Here is a 22,388-nt window from a genome sequence, read left to right on the forward strand (position 1 = left end):
CAACTAACCTCCCCTTTGATGGATGGGAGTCAGCAGCCGGCCAAGGCCGTCGAGCGTGCGCTCCAGCGCCCCGCGCTGCTCGGCTACCACGGCCTTGCCGGCGCGACCTCTTGCCCGGGTCCTGGGCGGGTCATCAAACGCACCAACCAGCGCTTCCGCCAGGGCGTCAGCGTCGGCCACGGTGGCCAGCGCCCCGGCGGCTTTCAGCGGCTCGGCCACGTCATCGAAGTTGTCAAGCGAGGGGCCGGTGAGCACCGGCCGCCCGAGGCTTGCCGGCTCGACCACGTTCTGCCCGCCCAATGGCACCAGGCTGCCGCCGACAAAGGCCAGGTCGCCGGCGGCGTAGAGCGCGCCGAGCTCGCCCAGGGTATCGCCCAGGTACACCGCCGTCTCCCGGGTGACCGATTCGCCCCGGCTGCGCCGAGCTAGCGCAAAGCCGCCGGCGCGGCAGTCGTCGGCCACGGCGTCGAAGCGCTGGGGGTGGCGGGGCACCAGCACCAGCAGCGCGTCGGGGTAGCGCGTGCGCAGGGTTTTGTGCGCTTCCAGCAGCGCGGCTTCCTCGCCGTCCCGGGTGGAGCCGGCCACCCATATCGGCCGCTCGCCGCCATCTTTTTCGAGCTCGGTGCGTAAGCGCTCACCTACCTCAAGAGTCTGTTTCTCAGGGGCTACTTCGAACTTGAGCGAGCCGACGACGTCGGTGCGTTCGGGCGCCATGCCCAGCGCGGCAAAGCGTTCGGCGTCGGCGGCGGACTTGGCCGCCAGCCAAGCGACGTTACCCAGCGCCTGGCGCATCAGCGGTTTGATACGCCGGTAGCGGGCAAAGGCGCGCGGCGAGAGCCGGCCGTTGACCACCGCCACCGGCACGCCGGCGCGGCGGCAGGCGTGCAGCAGGTTGGGCCACAGCTCGGTTTCGAACATCACCGCGAGCACCGGGCGCACCCGGGTCACAAAGCGCCGGGCGCTGCCCGGCCAGTCCAGCGGCACAAAGCGGTGCTCGAGCCGCGCCGCCGGCTCGGCGGCCAGCCGGTTAGCAAGCGCTTGCACCTGCTCGGCGCCGGTGGCCGTCATGGTCGTCACCAGCAGCCGGTGGCCGGGATAGCGCCCGAGCAGGGCCTCGATCAGCGGGCGAGCGGCGCGCACCTCGCCCATTGATGCGCAGTGCAGCCACAGCGCAGGCTCGTGGACTTCGGCACCCAGCCCCAGCCGCTGGCGGCGCGGGCCGGTAGTAACGCAGGTGGGCACTTGCTCGCGCCACACCCGAGCGATGATCAGCGGGGAAAGCGCATAGAGTGCGGCGCAGTAGACGAGGCGCGGCCAGGGTGCCATTTAACGCCCGCGGCCGCGGATGGCGGCAATCATCGCCGAGGTCGACACCCCGTCCTCAAACCCCAGCACCTTGACCTCGCCGCCGTGGGCGCGAACGGCCTCGCCGCCGACGATGTCCTCGGGGCGGTAGTCGCCGCCCTTGACCAGCACGTCGGGAAGCACGGTTTCAATCAGCGCCTGGGGGGTGTCGTCGGCAAAGGGCGCGACCCAGTCCACCGCGCCCAGCCCGGCGAGCACCTGCATGCGCCGCCTGAGCGGGTTGATCGGGCGGTCGTCGCCTTTCAGCCGGGCGATGGAAGCGTCGTCGTTGACCGCGACCACCAGCCGGTCGCCCAGCGTGCGCGCCTGCTCCAGGTAGGCCACGTGGCCGGCGTGGAGAATATCGAAGCAGCCGTTGGTCATCACCACGCGCTCGCCCCGGGCCTGGGCGGCGCGCACGGCGTTGACCAGCGCACTCTGCCCCACCACGCCAAACTCGCCCAGGGCATCGCCGTGCAGCGCGGTGTACAGCTCGCCAAGCGAGAGCGTCGCAGTGCCGGGCTTGGCCACCACCAGGCCGGCGGCCAGGTTGGCCAGGGTCATCGCCTCGGCAAAGCCGTGCCCGGCGGCAAGCGAAAGCCCCATCATGCCGATGACGGTATCGCCGGCGCCGGTGACGTCGAACACCTCCCGGGCGCGGGTGGGCAGGTGCAAAGGCGACTCGCCTTCGCGGATCAGCGTCATGCCCTTTTCGCTGCGGGTAATGAGCAGCGCCTCGAGCTCCAGCTCGGCGCGCAGCGCCTCGCCCCGGGCGGCGAGCTCGGCGTCGGTGTCGCAGCGGCCGACGATGGCCTCGAACTCGCCGAGGTTGGGGGTGATCAGGCTGGCGCCGCGGTATTTGCTGAAATCGGTACCCTTGGGGTCCACCAGCACGCGCTTGCCCGCCCGGCGCGCGATGCCGATCAGCTCGCCCACGCGGTTGAGCGTGCCCTTGCCGTAGTCGGACAGCACCAGCACGTCGTGCCCTTCCAGGGCGGCTTCCACCCGAGCCACCAGCTCGGCGGTATCGACGTTATCCAGGCGCTGCTCAAAGTCCAGGCGCAGCAACTGCTGGTTGCGGCTCATTATCCGCAGCTTGGTGATCGTCGGCACAAAGGCGCTGTGCTGAAAGTGGGTGCTCACTTCGGCAGTCGAAAGCTGGCCGGCGAGCAGCCGGGCGTTGTCGTCGTCGCCTACCACCCCGGCCAGGGCCGCACTGGCGCCCAGCGCGGCTACGTTAAGCGCGACGTTGGCGGCACCGCCGGGGCGGTCGTCGGCGTCTTCCACCCGCACCACGGGCACCGGCGCCTCGGGAGAAATCCGCGAGGTAGCGCCGTGCCAGTAGCGGTCGAGCATGGCGTCGCCGGCGACGAGCACCCGGGCGCGCTCCAGGGCAGAAAGGTCAATGTTCATCGAGGGTTCCTTGAGCAGCGGTGTCTTCGAGCAGCGCGTCGAGCCGGGCGATAACCTCATCGGCCTGGATCAGCCCCATGGCGTCGGCGTGGCGCACCCTTTGGCCCCAGGCCACGTCGTCGACACCCTTGTTCAGGTAGGTGCGCAGCGCCCGGGGGTAGGCGTTCACCACGAATTCACGCCACAGATAGGGCGCCGCCCGGTCCGGATTGGTCGTGGCGTAAAGCCCAAGCGTTGGCGTGCTCAGGGCGTTGGCCATATGCACCGGGCCGGTATCCGGGGCGATGGCCGCACGCGCCCCATCGATCAGCGCCAGCAGGCCCTTGAGCGAGGTGGCGCCCACGGCGTTGATCACGCTGGCCGGCTGGCACAGCGCCTGTATCTGCCCGGCCGTTTCGTTCTCGAGCGCCGAGGGGCCACCGGTCAGCACGCTTTTCAGCCCGTGCTGCACCCAGGCGTGCTCGATGACGCTTGCGTAGCCCTCCACCGACCAGTTGCGAAAATTGCGCAGCCGCACATTGCTGCACGGGTTGATGACCAGATACGGCGCCTCGCCGCTAAGCTGGCGCGCCTCCTCGTAGGCCCCCGGCGGCACCGGCAGGTGCCATTCCGGACGGTCGTCTTCCACGCCCAGCGCCCGGGCAAAGTCCATGAACGACTCGAGCACGTGGGCCCGGGGGTGGGGGGCGAGCTGGTAGCCGGTAAACCAGTGCTGGCAGTCCTTGGCCCGGGCCTTGTCAAAGCCCAGCCGGGCATCCACCTTGAGCCCCAGCGAGAGCACGCTGGCGCGCAGGGCCTGCTGCATGTGCAGCAGCACGTCAAAGCGGGTGTCGGCCAGTTCGCGCCATAGCTTGCGCATGCCGGCAAGGCCGCTGGCCTTGTCGTAAACCACGAACTCGACGCCGGAAAGCCCCGCCAGTAAGCTGTGCTCGCCCTTGCCGATGATCCAGGTAATGCGCGCCTCAGGAAAATGGCGCTGCAGCGCGCGAATCGTCGGCACAAGGTTACAGGCGTCGCCCAGCGCGGAAAGGCGTAGCACGGCAATATGGCGGGGATTGGCAGGCAAAGGGGGCTTCATGCGCTTAGCAACACTCCGGCAGAAAAAGAGTTTGATACTACACGATGCGGACAGTTTATGTGACGCGCCGGGGTTGCGCCAAAAGCAGCGTCAGCCGTCTTCCTCTGCCCCCTTCGCCCCGGACGATTTCTCGCCGGACGTCTGGCGCGCGCGCGGGCTGGTGACCGGCGAGGCCCCGGGCCGCGGCAGCAGCCTGTTCATCAGCCCCGAAGAAGGGAGCAACGAGCAATGGGTACTGCGCCCCTACCGCCGCGGCGGCATGGTCGCCCGGCTGAGCGAGGCCCGCTATCTGTGGACCGGCGCCGAGCGCACCCGGGCCTTTCGCGAAATGCGCCTGACCGCCCGGCTGTTCAATCAGGGCCTGCCGGTCCCCCGCCCGGTGGCTGCCTGCGTCACCCGCCACGGGCTTGCCTACGAGGCCGCGCTGATCACCCGGCGCATCCCCGGCGCCGCTGCCCTGGCCGCACGGCTGGAACACGGCACTGCGGGCCCTGCGCTCCTCCAGGGCGTCGGCGCCATGATCCGCCGCTTTCACGACGCGGGGCTCGACCACGTCGACCTCAACGCGCGCAATATCCTGATCGATCCCGACGACACGCCCTGGCTGATCGACCTTGACCGCTGCCGGCTGCGCGCCCCGGGCAAGTGGCAACACACCAACCTTGCCCGACTTACGCGCTCGCTGGGCAAGTTCGCCGCCCCGGAAGAAGCCCTGCGCGCCGGCGAGCATATTGCCGCCGGCTACGCCGGCTGACGCCCCTGGGTGGCCTCAAAGCGCGGCATGACCGTCTTTCTCATGAACCTGGCCCATTTGCGCCGTATCTTGCGCCGCCCCAGCCAGGGGATGTATTCCGCCAGCGGCACAAGCTCGGACGCCCCCAGCCCGTCGATCAGCATGACCGTGGTGGCGTCCGCCCGCTCGAGCACCAGCAGATTGCTCATCACCAGGTCGCAGGGGATGACGTTATAGGCCAGCAGATAGGCCCTGAGCGCGTCCAGCCCGACCCAGAAACGGCGGATCTGCGCCGGCGTCAGCGGCCCGGCCAGGTACTCCCCGGCGTTGGGCGGCAGCTCGCCCCGATCGTCGAGCACCAGCTCCTGCTCAATGCCGATCATCTCGGCATCCTCCACCGCGCCGAAGAACTCGGGGATCAGCGTAAACGGCACCCCCCGGCGCTTGAGGCGACGAAAGTAGCGCAGCTCGCGTCGAGTCTGCTTGGCCTTCTCCCGCCGGCTGAGCTTGACGCAGCGGCCGGGGTCGTCCGGGTGCTGATAGCAGATCCGCTCGTCGCCCCGGCCGATAACGCGCCATTCGTCCGTGTTCAGCCTTGTTTTCTGCCCCCTGCTCAACATTGCCCCGCCTGCTTTTGCCGGGCCACGTCCAGCAGGCAGCGGTAGTTCTGCGCCATGATTTCCTCGACGTCCAGCGCCAGCGCCAGCGCCCGGCAGCGCTCGCGCAGCGCCGCCTCGCCCTTGCGCCCGGCCCAGTACGCCATGGCCTGGGCCAGCGCCTCGCGGTTGTCGGCCCGGTCGATCACCGTTGCCACCTCGGGGGTAACCACCTCCTTGGCGCCGCAGCTTTGGGTGGTAATCACCGGCGTGCCGCAGGCCAGCGCCTCGAGCACGGTAAAGCCGAACGGCTCGTAGTGCGCCGGCAGCAGGTAGCAGTCGGCCAGGGCGAAATAGCGCTCGGGCGAGGGCTGCTCGCCGAGAAAGCGGCATTTGTCGGCAATGCCCAGCTGCCGGGCGCGGGCCTGGTATTCCGCCTGGCGGGAGTCGCGGCCGACCACCAGCAGGGTGGCGTCAGCGTCGAGCCGGGCGAAGGCCTCAAGCGTCGGCGCGAGGCCCTTGCGCTGGTAGCCGGTGCCCAAAAATAAAAACACCGGCCGATGCGTATCAAGCGCCAGCTCCTGGGCAAGCGCCCGGGCGTCATCGCCCAGCCGGGCGCGGTCAAAGCGGCGGGTATCGACAAAGTTGTGGATCACCGAGCGCCTGCTTTCCGGCACGCCGTAGGCCTCGGCGATTTCCTCGTCGCTTTGCCGGGAGTTCGATACCACATGGCAGTAGGCACCGGGCGCCATGGCCTTCGCCTCGATACGCGCCGCTATCCGGTCCTTGCGCCGCCGCTGGCGTTCGGGCTTCGAGGCCAGGTGGTGGTGAACGGTGCCGCCGCCGATGCGCAGCAGATCGTGGGTCCAGGTTTTGCCCAGCCCGTAGACAAGGTCGTAGTCGGCCGCCCTGACGTGGCGCTCCACGGCCCGGGCAAAGCGCCACATACGCTGCGCCTTGCCCACGCTGAACGGGCGCAGGCGAACAAAGCGGATGGCCGGATGCGACGGTGCCACGTGGGAGCGGCAGACGATGGTGACGTCCTCGCCGCGCTCGGCCAGGTAGCGCGACAGCTCGTTGAGAAAGCGCTCGGTGCCGCCCGAGGCGGCGTGGCGCATGTGGACCAGCGCTATTTTCATTGAGTCGTCTCCCGAGCCGGGGCCGCGTCCTGCCGGCGGCGATAGCCAGACAGAAGCCCCCACCAGACCACCAGCCAGAACGCGTAAACCATGACGCCGCTATTATGGTTGAAGCCCGCCTGGGTCAGGCCGTAATCCACGTGGGCGACGCACAGCAGCGCGCCGGCGGTGGCCAGCGCGCGCACGGTTAAATCGTCATCGCGCAAATAGACGCCGAACAGCCGCAGGGGCAACAGCAGCAGTAGCAGCAGAGCCGCAAAGCCGGGCACCCCCTGTTTGGCCAGGGTATCCAGAAACTGGTTGTGCGCGTGGCCGTAGTTAGCCACTCTCGGGTGAACCACGCCGCGCTTGGCCAGATCAGTCACGCCTTCCCGATAGCCGCGATCCCCCCAGCCCACAAGCGGCTTTTCCGCTATCAGATGGGCGGCGCCCTGCCACATCTCGAAGCGCAGGCCGACCGAGGTATCGCGCTTTTCGCCGCTGACGTACAGGGCAATATCATCCACCGCCTGGCCGACGCGCTGCTGGACCCCGGTCTGCGGCAGGCCGTAAGCCGCAAGCCCCGCGGCCAGCACCAGCACCAGCGCCAGCAGCCGGGTTTTGAGCGGCGTGCCCCGGCCGTAGGCGCGGTACAGCACCCAGAACACCAGCGGCAGGCCGACCCAGCCGCCCCGGCTGCCGGATAAAAGCGAGGCCAGAATACCGCTCGCCGCCCCCAGCCCCAGCAGCGCAAGCCAGGCGCGGCGGCGTGGCTGTTGCCATGCCCAGCCCAGCCCCGCCAGGCAAAATATCCCCAGCAGCAGGCTGATGTTGCCAAACTGAATAGGGTGCATATAGCCGTACGCCCGGGAGGCGCCCTGGCCGTGCTGGTAAAGGGCAAACCCGGCCGCCCCCATGGCGCCGAGCGCCAGCCCCGACCAGACCGCACCAAGCCTTGGCGGGTAGGCCATGACCCAGAACAGCACCGGCAGCGCCAGCCAGAAGCGCAGCGGCCGGTCCACGCTGCTCAGGCCCTGGCCGTGCCACAGCGCCCCCGCCATCACCACGGCGGTATAGGCGCAAAGCGCCAGCATCAGCCAATAGTCGTCGCGCTGCAGCCCAAGGCTCGGGCGCCGCACCGCAAGCGTTGCGCTTGCCAACAGCAGGATCAGGGGGCCCAGCGAGTAGCCCGTGGGGACCACCAGGGAGAGCGCGGCGAAGAGGAAAACGGCGGCGCCGGTCAGCATGCGCCGCGACGCGTCAGCGGAGGCAGAGAACGGTAAAGCGGCGTGAGTCATCGGTGTGGGGTTTCCAGAGCGCGGTTAGAGATCGCGGACGCGACGTTTCATGTATTTCCAGAATACACCGTTGGCGTTGGCCACGGCGATCACCAGCCCGCGCCAGCCATCGAGAAACCCACGCCGCAGCAGGTAGGTCCGCAGGAAGGCAAACGCCGCCTTGAGTACGATCACCGCCACGGGATACACCCGTAGCGCATCCGAGCCCGCGCGAATTCCCGAATAGCGGTTGATCTTGTCCAGAAACTGGCCAAGCTCGGTAACGGCCAGATGCTCGAGGCAGCCGTCCAGACGCACCACCTGCGCGGTAGCGGGCACCACCACCGACTCGTGCACCATGGCGTCGTTGAAGTTGTGCCGGTCGCGGTGAAACACGCGCACCAGCCAATCGTTGCCCCAGCCGGCATGGCGCACGGGCCGGCCCAGCAGCCAGTTTTCCCGGTGGACTTCCACCACCTGCTGCGCCTCGGCCCCGGGCAGCCACTCGGCGAGCGCGTTAAGCCAGGTAGCACTCGGCGCCTCGTCGGCGTCCAGAGATACCACCCAGTCGTGGCGGGCCAGCGACACCGCGTGGCGCTTGGTCGGGCCAAAGCCGAGAAACTCCCCCTGATGGAGCGAGACGTTGGCGTAGCGCCGAGCGATATCGAGGGTGGCGTCGGTGGAGCCGTTGTCGTACACCACCACCTCGTCAACGCCGTCGAGCGCGTCCAGCGTGCGCGCCAGGGTCGCCGCCGCGTTGCGCGTAATGATCACGGCGCTTAGCTTGGCCAGCATGTCGGACCGTCCTGTCAGGATAGAAAGCGGATGCTACTATAGCCGCCGTGACTCCCACAAATGCTCCCATTAACCTTCAGCGAGGCGGCCTTGCACATCATCCACGCCAACCTGGCCCGCGGGTTTCGCGGCGGCGAGCGGCAAACGGTGCTGCTGATCCAGGCGCTCGCCGGCAAGGACGCCGTCGCGTCCCAGACGCTGGTGTGCCGGCCGGACTCCCCCCTGCGCGCGGAGCTTGCCGCCACCCCGGGCGTGCGCTTTGTCGGCGCCCGCCACCAGCTGGCCGGCCACCGCCGGGCCGGGCGCGCCACCCTGGTCCACGCCCACGACGCCAAGGCGGTGCACTGGGCCTGGCTCCATCGCCGGCGCTACAAAACGCCCTACCTGATTACCCGACGGGTGGACACCCCGATCAAACGCAAGCGCAGTAACCTGGCCTTTTACCGGGGCGCTTACCGCTGCGTGGCGCTGTCTCGGGTCATCGCCGCCGAGGTAGCGCCGCTAAGCCCGCACCCGGTGGTGAAAATTCCCAGCGCCTATACCCCGTTGGCGCCGGACCCCGACGTCGCCCGGGCCTTTCGCGCGCGCTACCCCGGGCAGTTTCTCGTCGGCCACGCCGGCGCCCTGGTGGACCGCCACAAGGGGCAGCGCGTGCTCCTCGACGCCGCTCGTCGGCTGCAGCGCACCCAGCCGGACATGCGCTTCGTGTTTTTCGGCCGCGGGGAAGACGAGGCCGCGCTGAAGCAGGAAAGCGCCGGGCTGGAGAACGTCGTCTGGGCCGGTTTCAAGGCCAACATCGGCGACTACCTGCCGGCGCTGGATGTCTTTGCCTTCCCGTCGCGCAACGAGGGGCTGGGCTCGGTGCTGCTCGACGCCATGCACGCCGGCGTTCCCGTGGTGGCAAGCGAGGTCGGCGGCATTCCGGATATCGTCCGCGACGGCGAAACGGGGCTGCTGTTTCCTCCCGGCGACGACGAAGCCCTGGCCGACCGCCTGGCCCGGCTGCAGGACCCGGCGCTGCGCCAGACGCTGGCCAACCGGGCCACCCAACGCCTGGCCGACTATTCGCCCGACGCCATGGCCAACGCTTACCTGGCGCTATACGCTCCTCTTTCCCCGCCGCGTACGGCCCGGGGCCCGTCAGAAACGTAGGTGCTTCGTCCATGATGAGCGGAAAAAGCGCCTACCAGGCGCACAAGCTGAAGTTTTACCTCGCCGGCCTGCTGGGCGCCCTGCCCCCTCGGCGTTTTTTTCGTCACCGGCGCCGGGCGCTTCTGGCCGCCTTCGACGCCCTCCCCGCCGCCGAGCAGGAAGCCATCATGGCGCGGGTAACGCACTACCACCGGCTTGATGCGCCCGTCACCCTGTCCAGCGAGGCCGTCCAGAACCGCGACTTTGCCCTCCGCGCGAGAAAGTCGTCGTATCACCTGGATTTTTACCAGATTGCGAAATACTTCCCCCCGGGCGCGGCCTATCACTACCGCTTTGGCGACAAGACCTTCGTGCCCGACGAGCCTACTTTCGTCAAAAGCCGCCCCATTCACGGCGATAACCGCAACTCCGTACTGCTCAAGCTCGACAGCGTGCGCCATTACTACACGGTGAAAGACACCCGGCCCTACGATGACAAGAAGGACGCGCTGGTATGGCGGGGGGCAGCCCACCAGCCGCACCGGCAGCGCTTTCTGGCCCAGTGCCACGACCTGCCCCGCTGCGACGTCGGCGCCACCGACGACAAGCCGGAAACGGCCGCCTACCGCAAGTCGTTCATGGCCATCGAGCAGCAGCTCGAGCACAAATTCATCTTCAGCATCGAAGGCAACGACGTCGCCACCAACCTGAAGTGGATCATGGCCTCCAACTCGCTGTGCTTCATGAAGCGCCCGATTTTTGAGACCTGGTTCATGGAGGGCACGCTGATCCCGGGCTACCACTACGTCGAAGTGAAAGACGACTTCTCCGATTTGGGCGAAAAAATCGCCTACTACCTGGCCCACCCCGACGAAGCAAAAGCCATCGTCGACAACGCCAACCGCTACATCGCCGAGTTTTTCCACCCCCAGCGGGAAAGGCTCATCGCCATGCTGGTGTTCGAGCGCTACCTGGCGCATACCCAATGCCCACCCACGAGATCGCCACGTCGCTTACGCTCCTCGCGACGACAGTAGCGCTGTGTCATGGCGAGCGAAGCGCGGCTATCTCGGGCTTTGCCAGTGCGGCCACCGCACCCTCTACGTCATAGCGAGCGAAGCGCGGCTATCTCGGGGTTTGCCAGTGCGGCCACTGAACCCTCTACGTCATAGCGAGCGGCCTCTTGTGTCATAGCGAGCAAAGCACTACACCCACTACGTCATTGCGAACGCAGTGAAGCAATCTCGGGGTTGGGCGGCCTCGGCACCGCACAAGATCGCCTCGTCGCTTACGCTCCTCGCGAAGACGATAGTGGGCAGTGAGCGCCATACCTGCCATGGAAAGCGGCCTCTTGTGTCGTGGCGAGCGAAGCACTACACCCACTACGTCATTGCGAACGCAGTGAAGCAATCTCGGGGTTGGGTGGCCTCGGTACCGCACAAGATCGCCTCGTCGCTTACGCTCCTCGCGAAGACGATAGTGGGCAGTGAGCGCCATACTTGCCATGGAAAGCGGCCTCTTGTGTCGTGGCGAGCGAAGCGCGGCTATCTCGGGCTTTGCCAGTGCGGCCACCGCACCCTCTACGTCATAGCGAGCGAAGCGCGGCTATCTCGGGGTTTACCAACAGCGCCCCCGCAACCATGCCCCGCAAGGGCGGGCGCCATTGTGAGGCACCGCCCGGCACGGTATCCTTGCCTGCTTCGATAGACTGGCTGCCAAAACGCCTTTGCTGCGCGTGGGCAGCCCCAAAAACGATCCCAGGAAGCATGGCTTAGCCACATGCAGCTCCCAGGGTCTGCACCGCTATTGGTTTCTGGGTAAGGGAATACGCCCAATGTAATCCCGGGCGGTAGCGTGCCTGGACGTTATAGATGAAAAGTAAGCAGTACCTAGCAGATATTTCTGCTGTATATTTATAATATATTCTCATGCCTTTTGTAAAAAGCTATTGAAAAGCATAACCCTAACTTAGAGGAATCGACATTGCTCCTTGCCGTGCTGCCTGCTGTCATTTTTATTATTTCAGCTTTTTTTATTGAGCTGCAATGGCGTCTTTTTTTAGCCATCCCTATATCGGTATTTCAGATATACATCCCAGGCTTGGGGGGAGATGGCTATATGCCGCCTTTGGCATTGCTAGGTGGCCTTGCCTTGTGGCCAGAATTTTTGCATGGCGTGCGCTCTCTTTACCGCTGGCCACCTGTTTTAATGCTGCTAGGTGTTTTAATGGCTTATGGTTTAAGCCTATTGTGGTCCACGGATCTACGCTTGGGAGTGCGTTCGATAGTCTATCTTTGGGTATTTTTGGCAATTTTTTCTGCTGTTGTGCTACAGTTGGAAAAGGATGAGCGTGTGGCATGGCAGCTATTGAGCTTAACTGTGCTTTTCGCGGCAATTGAAGCCGGAGTGGTGATCGCGTTTCGTATTAGTCCGGAACTGGAAGCGACTTTTCTGGACTCCAATTTTGCACAGCTTTTTATCAACCCAAATACTTTGGAAGCTCTATACACAACAGGAAGAAATAACGTTTTAGATCCCGAAAAATCCGGAGGTTTTTTTACCAATGGAAATGTGGCTGGCGCCTATTTGTGGATCATGGCAATGGCGAGTTCAATGCTTGCTGTCTGCAAAAGAAAACGCAGCATGTATGTGTTGTCTTCTTTCTTTATAGTGGCTGCCTATTTCTCGGGATCAAAGGCAGTAGTGCTGCTGTTTCCTGTATTAGCGACAATCGTCTTGATCACGATAGCCTGGCATTTGTCTTCCCGCCCCCCCTTCCTTATAAAAGGGTTTTTGATGGTCGGGATAGTTATAGTTCTCGGCTTGATAGGTCCTCAATTAATTACACACAATACCGCTGAGCAGACGGAGCAGACGGAGCAGGAAGACTTTTTACAACAGTCTGAATCAACGCTAGGCATCCGTTTGCTGGTTTGGCGCTACGGTGCTGAGGCTTTCCTCGAAAAACCATTTTTAGGACAAGGCTTCGGTGGCTGGCAGCAAGGATATTCAAGCTATGCAGAGTCAGTTGGTATAAAAGATAGCTTTCCGCCTCATAACACGCTTATTTATCTGTGGTCGCAGGGTGGTATTTTGGCGCTTCTTTTTGGCTTTGCCTTCATGTTATTTGTAACAATCTCAGGACTTCAGCAAATACTTAAAGGACAACCCCAAAGCTCTGGCATTGCAGTGATAATGCTTGGTGCTTTTGCGTGGACCTTTATCCATGGAATGGGCACAAACTTTGGCCTGGTTGGTGATATACATATGATACCGATATTGGCAACACTCCTTGCTTTTTCCTGCAGCATGAGCAATAAAAATTTAGTTAGGAAAATCGCATGAGAGAAGTGGCAATATTTCGTCATCAAATGTTCAAAGTATCTGAGCCATTTATTACTCAGCAGGCAGAACAGTTTCGTCAGTTTTCTCCGGTATACTTGGGAAGAAAGCGATTTGGTGAAGCGCCAGTTGGTTCCAAATCGCTTGCGTTGACAGACATGCCGGAGCAACGCCGGATCTCACGGCGCTTGTGGCAAGTCGTGACACGCGATCCACGCCCCTATCTTCGACTACTCGACCAGCGTCGCCCAGCACTCATTCATGCGCATTTTGGTGTGGAAGGCGTGTATGCGCTGCCGCTGGCACGAAGGTTAGATATCCCTTTAGTTACCACCTTCCACGGGTTTGACGCAACACTATCTACAAAGTCCCTGCTGGCTTCGCGGTCACCATCGTGGATGAACTATGCGGTTAGACGGCACCAACTGGCACGTCACGGCGATATTTTTCTCTGCGTCTCTGAATTCATTCGGCAGCGTGTACTTGAGCTTGGTTTTCCCGAGGATCAGACGCATGTGCATCATATCGGAATCGATACGCAATCGGTCCAACCACGCGACCCGGAAGGCGAAAAACCGATCGTATTGCATGTTGCACGCCTTGTTGAGAAAAAAGGGACAGAATATCTTATTCGGGCATTTGTTAAGATATCAGATGATTTCCCTGATGTGGAACTGGTTATTATCGGGGATGGGCCGTTACGTGAATCGCTGGAAAAACTTGTTGAATCCTTTGGGCTGAAAAGCCAAGTTCACTTTATGGGCGCGCGCCCACACGCGGAGGTGTTGTCTTCGATGCTCAAGGCGGCCCTACTAGCAATCCCAAGTGTTACTGCACTAAGCGGTGATACAGAAGGTTTGCCTATGGCAATACTGGAAGCAGCATCCTTGGGCATACCAGTCGTTGGAACTTGGCACAGCGGCATTCCCGAAGCCATTGTTGATGGCAAGACAGGTTTCCTTGTGGCTGAGCGGGATACTGAAGCACTAGCCGAGCGACTCCATGTCTTGCTGGCGGATCAAGGTCGGCGTAGGGCCATGGGGTTAGAGGCTCGAGCCTTTTGTGAATCTCGGTTTGATATTCGTCATCAAACTTCAAAACTTGAAGCTATTTATGATCGGGTGGTCGGGTGAAGCAAGAAATCGTTATTCTAGCACGCTCCCTGCCCCATCATGGGCTTGGTGGGATGGAGGTTGTGGCTTGGGATCTTGCCGTTGAGTTTGCACGCCTGGAATATCCTGTACGTGTCATCACGACATCACTACCTGATCGACGGGGGGAGTTTGAGCAGGATGGCGTTTACGTAGTCCCTTTGGCCAAGGCTTCATCGGGACGTTACTCGCGTGCCTGGTGGCGAGAATCACGCCATTATTTTTCTGCTCACTGCATGGATACTACACTGGCTGTCTTGAGCGTAAGCGCCGCGGCTTTCGGTATTTTGCCGCTTAAAAAGCATATGCCTGACGTGCCTTTTATTATGCAAGCTCATGGTACGTCATGGGGCGAGGTAATATCAAAATGGAGAAGCAAGCGTTTACGTAGCTTGCTGGGCTCGGCCAAAAATATCGCATGGCTGCCTAAAGATATGCATGCGTATCGTAAGTTCGATGCAGTGATAGCTGTTGGTGAGCGTGTTTTCAAAGATTTGAGAAGAGTGCCAGTAAATTGGGCATTACCTGAAAATCATGTTCACTTGATGAAAAATGGAATTGATACCGCAATCTTCCATCCTTCAATGGAGAATAGAGTCAAAGTACGTGAGTACTTAGGGATATCAGGCTCTACGTCGGTAATAATCTCTGCGAGCCGGCTGCATGCTCAGAAAGGAATAGTTCAAGGACTAAAATCCTTTGCAAAAATACTTGGAAAATTTCCTGATGCCGTTTATCTAATTGCTGGCGACGGTCCCGAACGGGAACGCCTAGAAACGCTAGCAAATGATCTGGATATTATACATAGTGTGCGTTTTTTAGGAGCGATCAAACGAAACGAGTTAGCGCAATTTTTACAAGCTTCCGATGTGTTTCTCTTCCTTACAGAACGCATTGAGGTTGGAGTGACTTTAAATGTTATGGAAGCATTGTCTACCGGGCTGCCATGTGTGGTTTCTGACCATTTGAGCTTACCGGTAAGCAGCTATATTTATAAAGTAAGGCCATCAGTATCAAGTGCTGTTGAGGAGGCTGTATTTTTTCAATTGAGCAGGAATGATTGGCGCTTTTCAGAAAGCAATTTGCCCAGCCAATATGCTCTTAGATATGTTGCTGAAAATTATTTGAAGGTGATGGCGATAAATCGTGAAGTGCCACCATCCACCCTTTGATCGTATTGTTCTTAGAGTCTGAATCCGCCAACTACTCCATTTCATGCGTAAATAATATTCAGGATGTCGAGTGCGAAAATCCGTAATTCAGCTTTTCGGTGGCAACCTTTTCTCCAAGTTTTTAGGGCTGGGGAGGGAGGTGTTGACAGCAGCCTTATTCGGCACTGGGCAGGCTATCGGTTCTTATCGCGTTGCTCAGGTCGGGACATTGGTGCCAGTCAATTTTTTCACAAGCGATAGCCTGAATTCAGCGTTTGTTCCTCAATATAAGTTGTTGAAGGCAGTATCCCAAGAAAGTGCACAAACTCTATTCTGGTCGCTGGCTATCCTATTTGGTTCTCTAAGTGCCTTACTAAGTGTGGGCCTTTGGCTATTGGCTGAGCCATGGGTAGGTTTACTAGCGCCGGGGTTGGATGCAGGTACGTCCGGCCTAGCTACGGATATGCTGCGAATAATGAGTTTCGGTGTGCCTTTCTATATAATTTCGGCGCTGTTAATTTTTCTTGGTATGGCCAATGACGATTTTGTGCCGATGGCAGCACGCCCTTCGATACAGAATATCGGACTGATCGCTGGCGCTATCCTGGCTTTCTCTCTCAAAAATGCTGTTTTCCTCGCTTGGGGGTTCACATCTTCCTATGTGGCATTTAGCGCCTGGGTGGTTGTGAGAGAGTGGAGGTCTGGGCTGTTATGCTGGCCGGAAAAATGGGTCTGGCCACGAGTCAAAGAAGTGCTTTCTTCTTTTTGGCGGACGCTTCTCCCATTATTGTTTCTTCCTGTTATGTTGCAAGGGAACATTGCCGTTGAGCGTTCAGTAGCATCTTTGCTAGGTTTGGCGGCTGTTTCAAGCATAGATTACGCTAAGTTCGTGAGTGAAACGCTCATTTTATTAGTTTCAGTTCCATTAGCATTTGTTGGTCTTGGGAGTTGGAGTGAGTTGTCTCATGACGAGATGAATGAGCAGTTAAGTAAGCTGTCTTTTCCTGTGTTGCTTATTTCAATACCTGTATCATCTTTTCTAATTGTTAATTCATATACCGTGGTTGAGGCTGCTTACTCACGTGGTGCATTTGATATGGCTTCGGTGAATGTGACGGCAAATATTTTGCTTGGGATCGCTATTGGATTATGGGCACAGGTGCTTGGCTATGTGTTGATCAAGGCACTGAATGCTCAGCGTCGCAATGGGGCAGTATTACGAATCATGGCCGTTGCATTGTTAGCGAATGCTGCATGCAATCTAGTTTTGTATCCTCACCTTGGTGCGATAACGCTTGGCCTTGGAAATGCCGCCTATGGGTTAGTTTTACTAGGTGGTACCTTGACGGCGTTAGGACTTTGGCGAGATGTGCTTGAGCGCGGTTGGATATTGGCAGTGGCTGCTATCGGTTATTTGCTACTCAATTACGTGTTGCCCCGGCCCGAATCTGTTTGGCGGGAATTAAGCATGGCTATCGCTGTCGCTATGATCTATTGGACGCTGTGGGTGGTTTTAGTCCCTCACATAAGGAAAGCCGTTGTTGATGTGGTTGCACCTAAATTGAGGAAAACCGCGTGAGTTCGAATAATATCGTTTTATTGTCCACCGCTGATTGGGATAACCCTTTCTGGACTAACAAGCAACATGTGGCAGTCGAGCTGGCAGGAATGGGGTATCGAGTGCTATATATTGATTCGCTTGGGCTACGCCGCCCCAGTGCTAGTGCCCGTGACTTTAAGCGTATCGTCAGACGATTGTTCAAGGCCGCACGTGCACCGCGAAAAGTTAAAGAGAATTTATGGGTCTGGTCACCCATTGTCTTGCCGTGGCATAAACACCCTGTTGTGCGACGGTTAAATCGGGCATTGCTATCAGCAGGGTTATGGGTTTGGTCGTTAGCCCTGAAGTTTAAACAGCCTTGGTTGTGGACGTACAATCCTCTAACGACAGAATTCTTTGACTTGGCTAAATTTTCTTATCGAGTGTATCACTGTGTCGATGAAATTAAGGCTCAACCGGGTATGCCAGTGGAATTGCTGGAGGCGGCCGAAAAAGAGCTCGTTCAACAATCTGATATTGTTTTTACGACTTCCCCCAAGTTGACGGAGACCAGAAAATACTGGAATGAAAACACACATTTTTTTCCTAATGTGGCGGATTACCATCATTTCAATGATGCCCTAGATTCTGACACCGTCATCCCTGCCGACTTGGAGGCGTTACCGCATCCACGCATAGGTTTTATAGGCGCACTTAGTGGCTATAAAGTTGATTTTAAATTGATTCGCCAGGTTGCAGAGGCGCATCCTGATTGGTCTGTTGTGCTTATTGGAGAAGTGGGAGAAGGAGATCCCTGGACTGACAGCACTCTACTTGATGATTTGGATAATCTGCATTTATTTGGTCCAAGGAAATATAGAAGTCTTCCTTCATACTTGAAGGGGGTTGATGTGGCGATTTTACCAAATCACATTAATGAATATACTGACGCTATGTTTCCAATGAAGTTCCCTGAGTACCTGGCGGCAGGTTGCCCCGTGGTAAGTGTAGACCTTAAATCACTTCGTGATTTTTCACATGTAGTAGAAACTGCAAAAACTCCTGAGGATTTCATTGCTGCCATCGAAAAGACGCTATCTGGCGATATCCCCCCCTTGGAAGAACGGCTGAATGTAGCGCGTGAGCATACTTATCAGATAAGGACACAGCATATGCTGGGGTTGATTGAGGGAGAGCCGTCATGATGAAAGTGGCTGTTGTCCATGACTGGCTGATTACCTACGCAGGCGCTGAGCGCGTTGTTGAACAAATCTTGGCCATCTACCCCTCTGCCGATATATTTTCGGTTGTCGACTTCCTGCCCGACGATCAGCGGAGCTTCATTCAAGGCAGAAAGGCTCATACCACCTTCATCCAGAAGCTGCCTTTTGCCCAGAAGAAGCATCGGGGTTATCTGCCCTTGATGCCGTTGGCCATCGAGCAGCTGGACGTGTCGGGCTATGACCTGGTGATCTCCAGCTCGCATGCAGTGGCCAAGGGGGTGATTACCGGGCCCAATCAGCTGCATATCTGTTATTGTCACTCGCCCATTCGCTATGCTTGGGACCTGCAGCATCAGTACCTTCGAGAGGCGGGGCTTACCAAGGGGCTCAAGAGCTGGCTGGCACGTTGGTCTCTGCACAAGATGCGGCTTTGGGACCTGCGCACCACCAACGGGGTAGATTATTTCGTTTCAAATAGCGATTACATCGGCCGGCGCATCAAAAAGGTCTATGGTCGAGAGGCTAAGACTATCTACCCTAACGTGGCGGTGGAAGACTTCGACGTCGTCGATACCAAGGAGAACTTCTTCGTCACGGCCTCACGCCTGGTGCCCTACAAGAAGGTGGACCTGATCGTCCGCGCCTTCGCCGGGATGCCCGACAAGCAACTAGTAGTGATCGGTGATGGGCCGCAAATGGAGAAGGTAAAGGCCGCGGCTACCCCCAATATCCAGGTGCTCGGCTATCAGCCCTTCGATGTGCTTAAGGACCATATGGCACGTGCCAGGGCGTTTGTGTTCGCTGCCGAAGAAGATTTCGGCATCATCCCCGTGGAGGCTCAGGCCTGCGGCACGCCGGTGATCGCGTACGGCAGGGGCGGGGCCCGTGAGACCGTAGTGGCAGGTGAGACGGGTGTATTCTTCGACGAGCAGAACGAAGCCTCGCTGCAGGCTGCGGTCGGTCGGTTCGAGAGTGATTTCACTTTCGAGCCTTGGCGAATACGTCAAAACGCCGAGCGCTTTTCGACGGCAGTGTTTCAGGAGCGCTTCAAGGCCTTCGTCGAGTCGGATTGCCAGGAATTTTTTGGTGCTTTGGAGTAACTCATGTCACAACCGCTTTGTCCGGTGATCATGGCCGGTGGTACGGGGTCACGCTTGTGGCCGCTTTCGCGTCAGCTCAATCCCAAGCAGTTTCTGCCACTGACCGGCAATCGGTCGATGTTGCAGGCTACCATGGAGCGCCTCGACGGCATCCCGCATGCCGACCCGATCCTGATTTGCAACGAGGAGCATCGCTTCCTTGCGGCTGAGCAATTGCGTCAACTGGGCAAGGCCCCGTCCATCTTGCTGGAACCGGTGGGGCGTAACACGGCGCCGGCCATTGCCCTGGCCGCGCTGCATGCCCTGGAGCGGGAAGAGGACCCAGTGCTGCTGGTGCTGGCGGCGGATCACCTGATCCAGCGGGTAGAAGCGTTTCACGAGGCAATCAATGCGGCGCTGCCCTTGGCGGAAGCGGGTCGGCTAGTGACCTTTGGCATCGTGCCGACCCAGGCTGAGACTGGGTACGGTTACATCCAGCGGGGTGCCAACCTGAGCGGGAAGGGCTTCGAGGTATCGCGCTTCGTCGAGAAGCCCGACCACGAAACGGCCGAAGACTACTTGGCCAGTAGGGAGTTTTTCTGGAACAGCGGCATGTTCCTGTTCCGGGCCAGTCGCTACCTGGAAGAACTACAGCGCCATACCCCGGAGATACTGACGGCTTGTCGGCAGGCATTGGAGGAAGGAAAGCGAGATCTAGATTTCCTGCGGGTAGGTAAGGACGCCTTTGCGGCCTGCCCTGAAGACTCCATCGACTATGCTGTGATGGAGAAAACCGAGAGTGCCGCCATGGTCAGCCTGGATGCCGGCTGGAGTGATATCGGCTCCTGGTCAGCACTCTGGGAGGTGAGCGACAAGGATGCCAACGACAACGTGCTGCGCGGTGATGTGCTCGCTGAGGCCACGTCCCATACCCTGGTACAGGCTGAACATCGCCTGGTGGCAACATTAGGGGTCGAGGACCTAGTGGTGGTCGAAACCAAGGATGCCGTGCTGGTGGCGCACAAGGGTAAGGTGCAGGACGTCAAGCAAGTTGTCGCCAGGCTGAAGAAGGCGGAGCGCAGTGAGTACCACAATCATCGTGAGGTCTATCGTCCCTGGGGAGTCTACGACTCGGTGGATCAGGGGCACCGTTATCAGGTTAAGCGTATCACCGTGAAGCCGGGCGCCAAGCTTTCCGTGCAGATGCATCATCACCGCGCCGAACATTGGATCGTTGTCAGCGGTACCGCCAAGGTGACTAATGGCGACAAGAGCTATCTGGTGACGGAAAACCAATCGACCTATATCCCTATCGGGAAAACGCACTCCTTGGAGAATCCCGGGGTAATTCCTCTGGAACTCATTGAGGTTCAATCGGGTTCTTATTTGGGCGAAGATGACATCGTGCGGTTCGAGGACTGGTATGGTCGACAATAGTCAGCGGTTCATCGGGTAAAGGGTTTTTCGATGTCAAGCATATCAACCAGGACGCGCCAGATCAGCGGCTTCCAAGGCTATACTCATATCCTGACGCGCAGTGCCGACCTGCTTATTGTCGTACTAGCCGCTATGTTGGCGCATATCATGCGCTTTGGCACCTTGGGAATGTCCGAGCGCTATGTGTGGGCAGTGACGATCGGTGTGGTATTGGCGTCGGTTATCCTGCCCAGCTTTCGTCTCTATCAGTCTTGGCGAGGTAGGCTGCGTGCCGAGCTGATGGTGCGCTTGGCTGTTGCTTACCTAGTCATCGGTGCGGGGCTTACTGTTGTCGCCTTCTTTAGTGGCAGAAGCCTCGACTTTTCACGGTTGTGGGTATTTGGCTGGATGCTCAATGGTGCTTTGCTGTCTATCCTGGTACGCGCCATCGCCTATCCGGTGCTGAATAATCTGCGCGCGCGCGGCAAGAACCGGCGTCGCGTTCTGTTAGTCGGTGATGCGCACTCCTGCGCTACTGCCTATACCCACCTGACGCGCGTACCGTCGGCCGGCTTCGACGTGAATCGCATTCTACTGGTCGGGGATGATGATCAAGATGAACTCCAAGGCCGAGACCCTCAGCAATACTTTCCTGGAATTCCCATCGAGCACGAAGAAGAAGAGGTCTGGATCTGCCTTCCCGTATCGGAAGGAAAGGCGGTTCGTGAGATTCAGAATAATCTGAGCCTCTCTACCAGTAATGTGCGCTACATGCCGGATATGCATGATTTTCGCCTGATCAACCATAGTGTCTCGAACGTGGCCGATCTCTACCTGCTGGACTTGAGCTGCAGTCCCATGACGGGATGGAGTCGCTTTCTCAAAGCCGGTGAGGATCGGCTGATCGCGGCTATCATCCTGCTGTTGATCAGCCCGATTCTGGCGGTGGTGTCCATAGGAGTTAAGTTGTCTTCTCGGGGCCCCGTTTTCTACCGGCAAGAACGCGTCGGCTGGAACGGTCGGTCCTTCGAGATGCTCAAGTTCCGCTCCATGCCGGTGGATGTCGAGAAGCATGGCGTGCAGTGGGGCGGTGCGCAGAAGAAAAACACCACCAGGTTCGGCGCCTTCATCCGTCGCACCAGTCTGGACGAACTGCCTCAGTTCATCAATGTGCTCAAGGGGGATATGTCGATTGTCGGTCCGCGGCCGGAACGCACGGTCTTCGTCGATCAATTCAAACATGAGATACCCGGTTACATGCAAAAACATATGGTCAAGGCTGGTATTACGGGCTGGGCACAAATCAATGGTTGGCGAGGTGATACCGATCTTGCCAAGCGTATCGAGTGTGACCTGTGGTATATCGACAACTGGTCCCTGTGGCTGGACTTGCGTATCATCTTCTTGACGGTCTTCAAAGGCTTTAATAATAAAAATGCTTATTAGTGCAGAATCTTCAATGATAAAACTGCCTATAGCGGCCCTCCTTTGCTAACCACTGGGAAACTTCTTGATCTATTCATCAAAGGCCCGAATACTGCATTTCTAACACGCTAAAACAGCATCACACTGACACTATCTTCAACGACTCCCAAAAAAGAGACCATGACCAAAACAATCATCACCTACGGCACCTTCGACATGTTCCACGTGGGGCATCTTCAACTATTGCGCCGCCTGAGCGAGATGGCCGACCGCGTCGTCGTCGCCGTTTCCACGGACGAGTTTAACCTCAATAAAGGGAAGAAAACGCTAATTCCCTACGAGCAGCGCGCCCAGATCGTCGGAGTCTGTCAACATAGTTGCCATATAAAATGACTTCGGCTCTTTAAAATCCTGCGGCCTGTGGTACTGGGTCCCGTTCGGGATTCAGGTGCACTAAGTGCCTAGGCAAATATTTTCATGCATAATGTCGGTATAATATCAGCTTAGGACGGCAGCATGGTAAGGCGCTTCATCTCTCCTCTGACAGAAACCGACCGACAGGCGTTGACCCATGTC

Annotated in this window: 19 protein-coding genes; 12 read left to right on the plus strand and 7 right to left on the minus strand. The window is 59.2% G+C overall.

The window, feature by feature from the left end; genetic code table 11:
* Window positions 1–3 precede the first annotated feature (3 nt).
* The 3 genes from waaA to RS027_RS09885 are packed head-to-tail and all read right to left on the minus strand — an operon-like array spanning window position 4 to window position 3,835.
* A complete protein-coding gene (gene waaA, locus RS027_RS09875; RefSeq protein WP_311956484.1) occupies window positions 4–1,326 on the minus strand; it encodes a lipid IV(A) 3-deoxy-D-manno-octulosonic acid transferase in 1,323 nt (440 codons plus the stop codon).
* Window positions 1,327–2,757, minus strand: coding sequence for a bifunctional D-glycero-beta-D-manno-heptose-7-phosphate kinase/D-glycero-beta-D-manno-heptose 1-phosphate adenylyltransferase HldE (hldE, locus tag RS027_RS09880; RefSeq protein ID WP_311956485.1), 1,431 nt, complete (start codon window positions 2,755–2,757; stop codon window positions 1,327–1,329).
* Window positions 2,747–3,835: a glycosyltransferase family 9 protein gene (locus RS027_RS09885; protein ID WP_311956486.1), complete on the minus strand. Its 1,089-nt coding sequence runs from the start codon at window positions 3,833–3,835 to the stop codon at window positions 2,747–2,749. The genes hldE and RS027_RS09885 overlap by 11 nt, the downstream gene beginning before the upstream one ends.
* Between RS027_RS09885 and RS027_RS09890 the strand changes: the two genes are divergently transcribed.
* The gene (locus tag RS027_RS09890; RefSeq protein WP_311956487.1) at window positions 3,834–4,589 is read left to right on the plus strand and encodes a 3-deoxy-D-manno-octulosonic acid kinase; all 756 of its coding nucleotides are present in this window, start codon (window positions 3,834–3,836) and stop codon (window positions 4,587–4,589) included. The genes RS027_RS09885 and RS027_RS09890 overlap by 2 nt on opposite strands.
* Here the strand turns inward: RS027_RS09890 and RS027_RS09895 are convergent.
* Genes RS027_RS09895 through RS027_RS09910 form a run of 4 tightly spaced genes read right to left on the minus strand, consistent with a single transcriptional unit; the run spans window position 4,577 to window position 8,354 of the window.
* Window positions 4,577–5,188, minus strand: a complete 612-nt coding sequence (locus RS027_RS09895) for a YrbL family protein (protein WP_311956488.1) — start codon at window positions 5,186–5,188, stop codon at window positions 4,577–4,579. The two genes, RS027_RS09890 and RS027_RS09895, sit on opposite strands and share 13 nt — an antisense overlap.
* Complete coding sequence (locus RS027_RS09900; protein WP_311956489.1) at window positions 5,182–6,303, minus strand: glycosyltransferase family 4 protein; 1,122 nt, start codon at window positions 6,301–6,303, stop codon at window positions 5,182–5,184. Before RS027_RS09900 ends, RS027_RS09895 begins: the two co-directional genes overlap by 7 nt.
* A complete protein-coding gene (locus tag RS027_RS09905) occupies window positions 6,300–7,580 on the minus strand; it encodes an O-antigen ligase family protein (RefSeq protein WP_311956490.1) in 1,281 nt (426 codons plus the stop codon). Before RS027_RS09905 ends, RS027_RS09900 begins: the two co-directional genes overlap by 4 nt.
* A 24-nt stretch (window positions 7,581–7,604) precedes the next feature.
* A complete protein-coding gene (locus tag RS027_RS09910) occupies window positions 7,605–8,354 on the minus strand; it encodes a glycosyltransferase family 2 protein (protein WP_311956491.1) in 750 nt (249 codons plus the stop codon).
* A gap of 60 nt (window positions 8,355–8,414) precedes the next feature.
* Between RS027_RS09910 and RS027_RS09915 the strand changes: the two genes are divergently transcribed.
* The 11 genes from RS027_RS09915 (at window position 8,415) to RS027_RS09965 (ending at window position 22,205) form a co-directional block, all read left to right on the plus strand.
* Window positions 8,415–9,506, plus strand: a complete 1,092-nt coding sequence (locus RS027_RS09915; protein WP_311956492.1) for a glycosyltransferase family 4 protein — start codon at window positions 8,415–8,417, stop codon at window positions 9,504–9,506.
* 11 nt (window positions 9,507–9,517) lie between these two features.
* Window positions 9,518–10,522, plus strand: coding sequence for a glycosyl transferase family 90 (locus RS027_RS09920; protein ID WP_311956493.1), 1,005 nt, complete (start codon window positions 9,518–9,520; stop codon window positions 10,520–10,522).
* Between the two features lie 946 nt (window positions 10,523–11,468).
* The gene (locus tag RS027_RS09925; RefSeq protein ID WP_311956494.1) at window positions 11,469–12,830 is read left to right on the plus strand and encodes an O-antigen ligase family protein; all 1,362 of its coding nucleotides are present in this window, start codon (window positions 11,469–11,471) and stop codon (window positions 12,828–12,830) included.
* Entirely contained in the window at window positions 12,827–13,960 is a 1,134-nt protein-coding gene (locus tag RS027_RS09930; RefSeq protein ID WP_311956495.1) for a glycosyltransferase, read from the plus strand. The genes RS027_RS09925 and RS027_RS09930 overlap by 4 nt, the downstream gene beginning before the upstream one ends.
* Window positions 13,957–15,150, plus strand: coding sequence for a glycosyltransferase family 4 protein (locus RS027_RS09935; protein WP_311956496.1), 1,194 nt, complete (start codon window positions 13,957–13,959; stop codon window positions 15,148–15,150). The genes RS027_RS09930 and RS027_RS09935 overlap by 4 nt, the downstream gene beginning before the upstream one ends.
* Before the next feature lie 70 nt (window positions 15,151–15,220).
* Window positions 15,221–16,708, plus strand: a complete 1,488-nt coding sequence (gene murJ / locus RS027_RS09940) for a murein biosynthesis integral membrane protein MurJ (protein ID WP_311956497.1) — start codon at window positions 15,221–15,223, stop codon at window positions 16,706–16,708.
* Complete coding sequence (locus RS027_RS09945; RefSeq protein ID WP_311956498.1) at window positions 16,705–17,874, plus strand: glycosyltransferase; 1,170 nt, start codon at window positions 16,705–16,707, stop codon at window positions 17,872–17,874. The genes murJ and RS027_RS09945 overlap by 4 nt, the downstream gene beginning before the upstream one ends.
* A complete protein-coding gene (locus RS027_RS09950; RefSeq protein WP_311956499.1) occupies window positions 17,871–18,992 on the plus strand; it encodes a glycosyltransferase family 4 protein in 1,122 nt (373 codons plus the stop codon). The genes RS027_RS09945 and RS027_RS09950 overlap by 4 nt, the downstream gene beginning before the upstream one ends.
* 3 nt (window positions 18,993–18,995) lie before the next feature.
* Window positions 18,996–20,408 (plus strand): mannose-1-phosphate guanylyltransferase/mannose-6-phosphate isomerase, encoded by a 1,413-nt coding sequence (locus RS027_RS09955; protein WP_311956500.1) that lies wholly within the window; start codon window positions 18,996–18,998, stop codon window positions 20,406–20,408.
* Window positions 20,409–20,438: 30 nt separating this feature from the next.
* On the plus strand, window positions 20,439–21,833 hold the full coding sequence (locus tag RS027_RS09960; RefSeq protein ID WP_311956501.1) for an undecaprenyl-phosphate glucose phosphotransferase: 1,395 nt from the start codon (window positions 20,439–20,441) through the stop codon (window positions 21,831–21,833).
* A gap of 159 nt (window positions 21,834–21,992) precedes the next feature.
* The gene (locus RS027_RS09965) at window positions 21,993–22,205 is read left to right on the plus strand and encodes an adenylyltransferase/cytidyltransferase family protein (RefSeq protein WP_311956502.1); all 213 of its coding nucleotides are present in this window, start codon (window positions 21,993–21,995) and stop codon (window positions 22,203–22,205) included.
* Window positions 22,206–22,388: the final 183 nt, after the last annotated feature.

Origin of the sequence: Halomonas garicola, from assembly GCF_031935715.1 — a bacterium.
Lineage (GTDB): Bacteria > Pseudomonadota > Gammaproteobacteria > Pseudomonadales > Halomonadaceae > Vreelandella > Vreelandella garicola.

Bases quoted from the DNA above. Each gene is read 5' to 3' on its own strand.
- RS027_RS09895 (WP_311956488.1), bottom strand. From the start codon at position 5,188: ATGTTGAGCAGGGGGCAGAAAACAAGGCTGAACACGGACGAATGGCGC.
- hldE (WP_311956485.1), bottom strand. From the start codon at position 2,757: ATGAACATTGACCTTTCTGCCCTGGAGCGCGCCCGGGTGCTCGTCGCC.
- RS027_RS09885 (WP_311956486.1), bottom strand. From the start codon at position 3,835: ATGAAGCCCCCTTTGCCTGCCAATCCCCGCCATATTGCCGTGCTACGC.
- RS027_RS09915 (WP_311956492.1), top strand. From the start codon at position 8,415: ATGCTCCCATTAACCTTCAGCGAGGCGGCCTTGCACATCATCCACGCC.
- RS027_RS09910 (WP_311956491.1), bottom strand. From the start codon at position 8,354: ATGCTGGCCAAGCTAAGCGCCGTGATCATTACGCGCAACGCGGCGGCG.
- waaA (WP_311956484.1), bottom strand. From the start codon at position 1,326: ATGGCACCCTGGCCGCGCCTCGTCTACTGCGCCGCACTCTATGCGCTT.
- RS027_RS09955 (WP_311956500.1), top strand. From the start codon at position 18,996: ATGTCACAACCGCTTTGTCCGGTGATCATGGCCGGTGGTACGGGGTCA.
- RS027_RS09890 (WP_311956487.1), top strand. From the start codon at position 3,834: ATGCGCTTAGCAACACTCCGGCAGAAAAAGAGTTTGATACTACACGAT.
- RS027_RS09965 (WP_311956502.1), top strand. From the start codon at position 21,993: ATGACCAAAACAATCATCACCTACGGCACCTTCGACATGTTCCACGTG.
- RS027_RS09900 (WP_311956489.1), bottom strand. From the start codon at position 6,303: ATGAAAATAGCGCTGGTCCACATGCGCCACGCCGCCTCGGGCGGCACC.
- RS027_RS09960 (WP_311956501.1), top strand. From the start codon at position 20,439: ATGTCAAGCATATCAACCAGGACGCGCCAGATCAGCGGCTTCCAAGGC.
- RS027_RS09950 (WP_311956499.1), top strand. From the start codon at position 17,871: ATGATGAAAGTGGCTGTTGTCCATGACTGGCTGATTACCTACGCAGGC.
- RS027_RS09920 (WP_311956493.1), top strand. From the start codon at position 9,518: ATGATGAGCGGAAAAAGCGCCTACCAGGCGCACAAGCTGAAGTTTTAC.
- RS027_RS09905 (WP_311956490.1), bottom strand. From the start codon at position 7,580: ATGACTCACGCCGCTTTACCGTTCTCTGCCTCCGCTGACGCGTCGCGG.
- RS027_RS09930 (WP_311956495.1), top strand. From the start codon at position 12,827: ATGAGAGAAGTGGCAATATTTCGTCATCAAATGTTCAAAGTATCTGAG.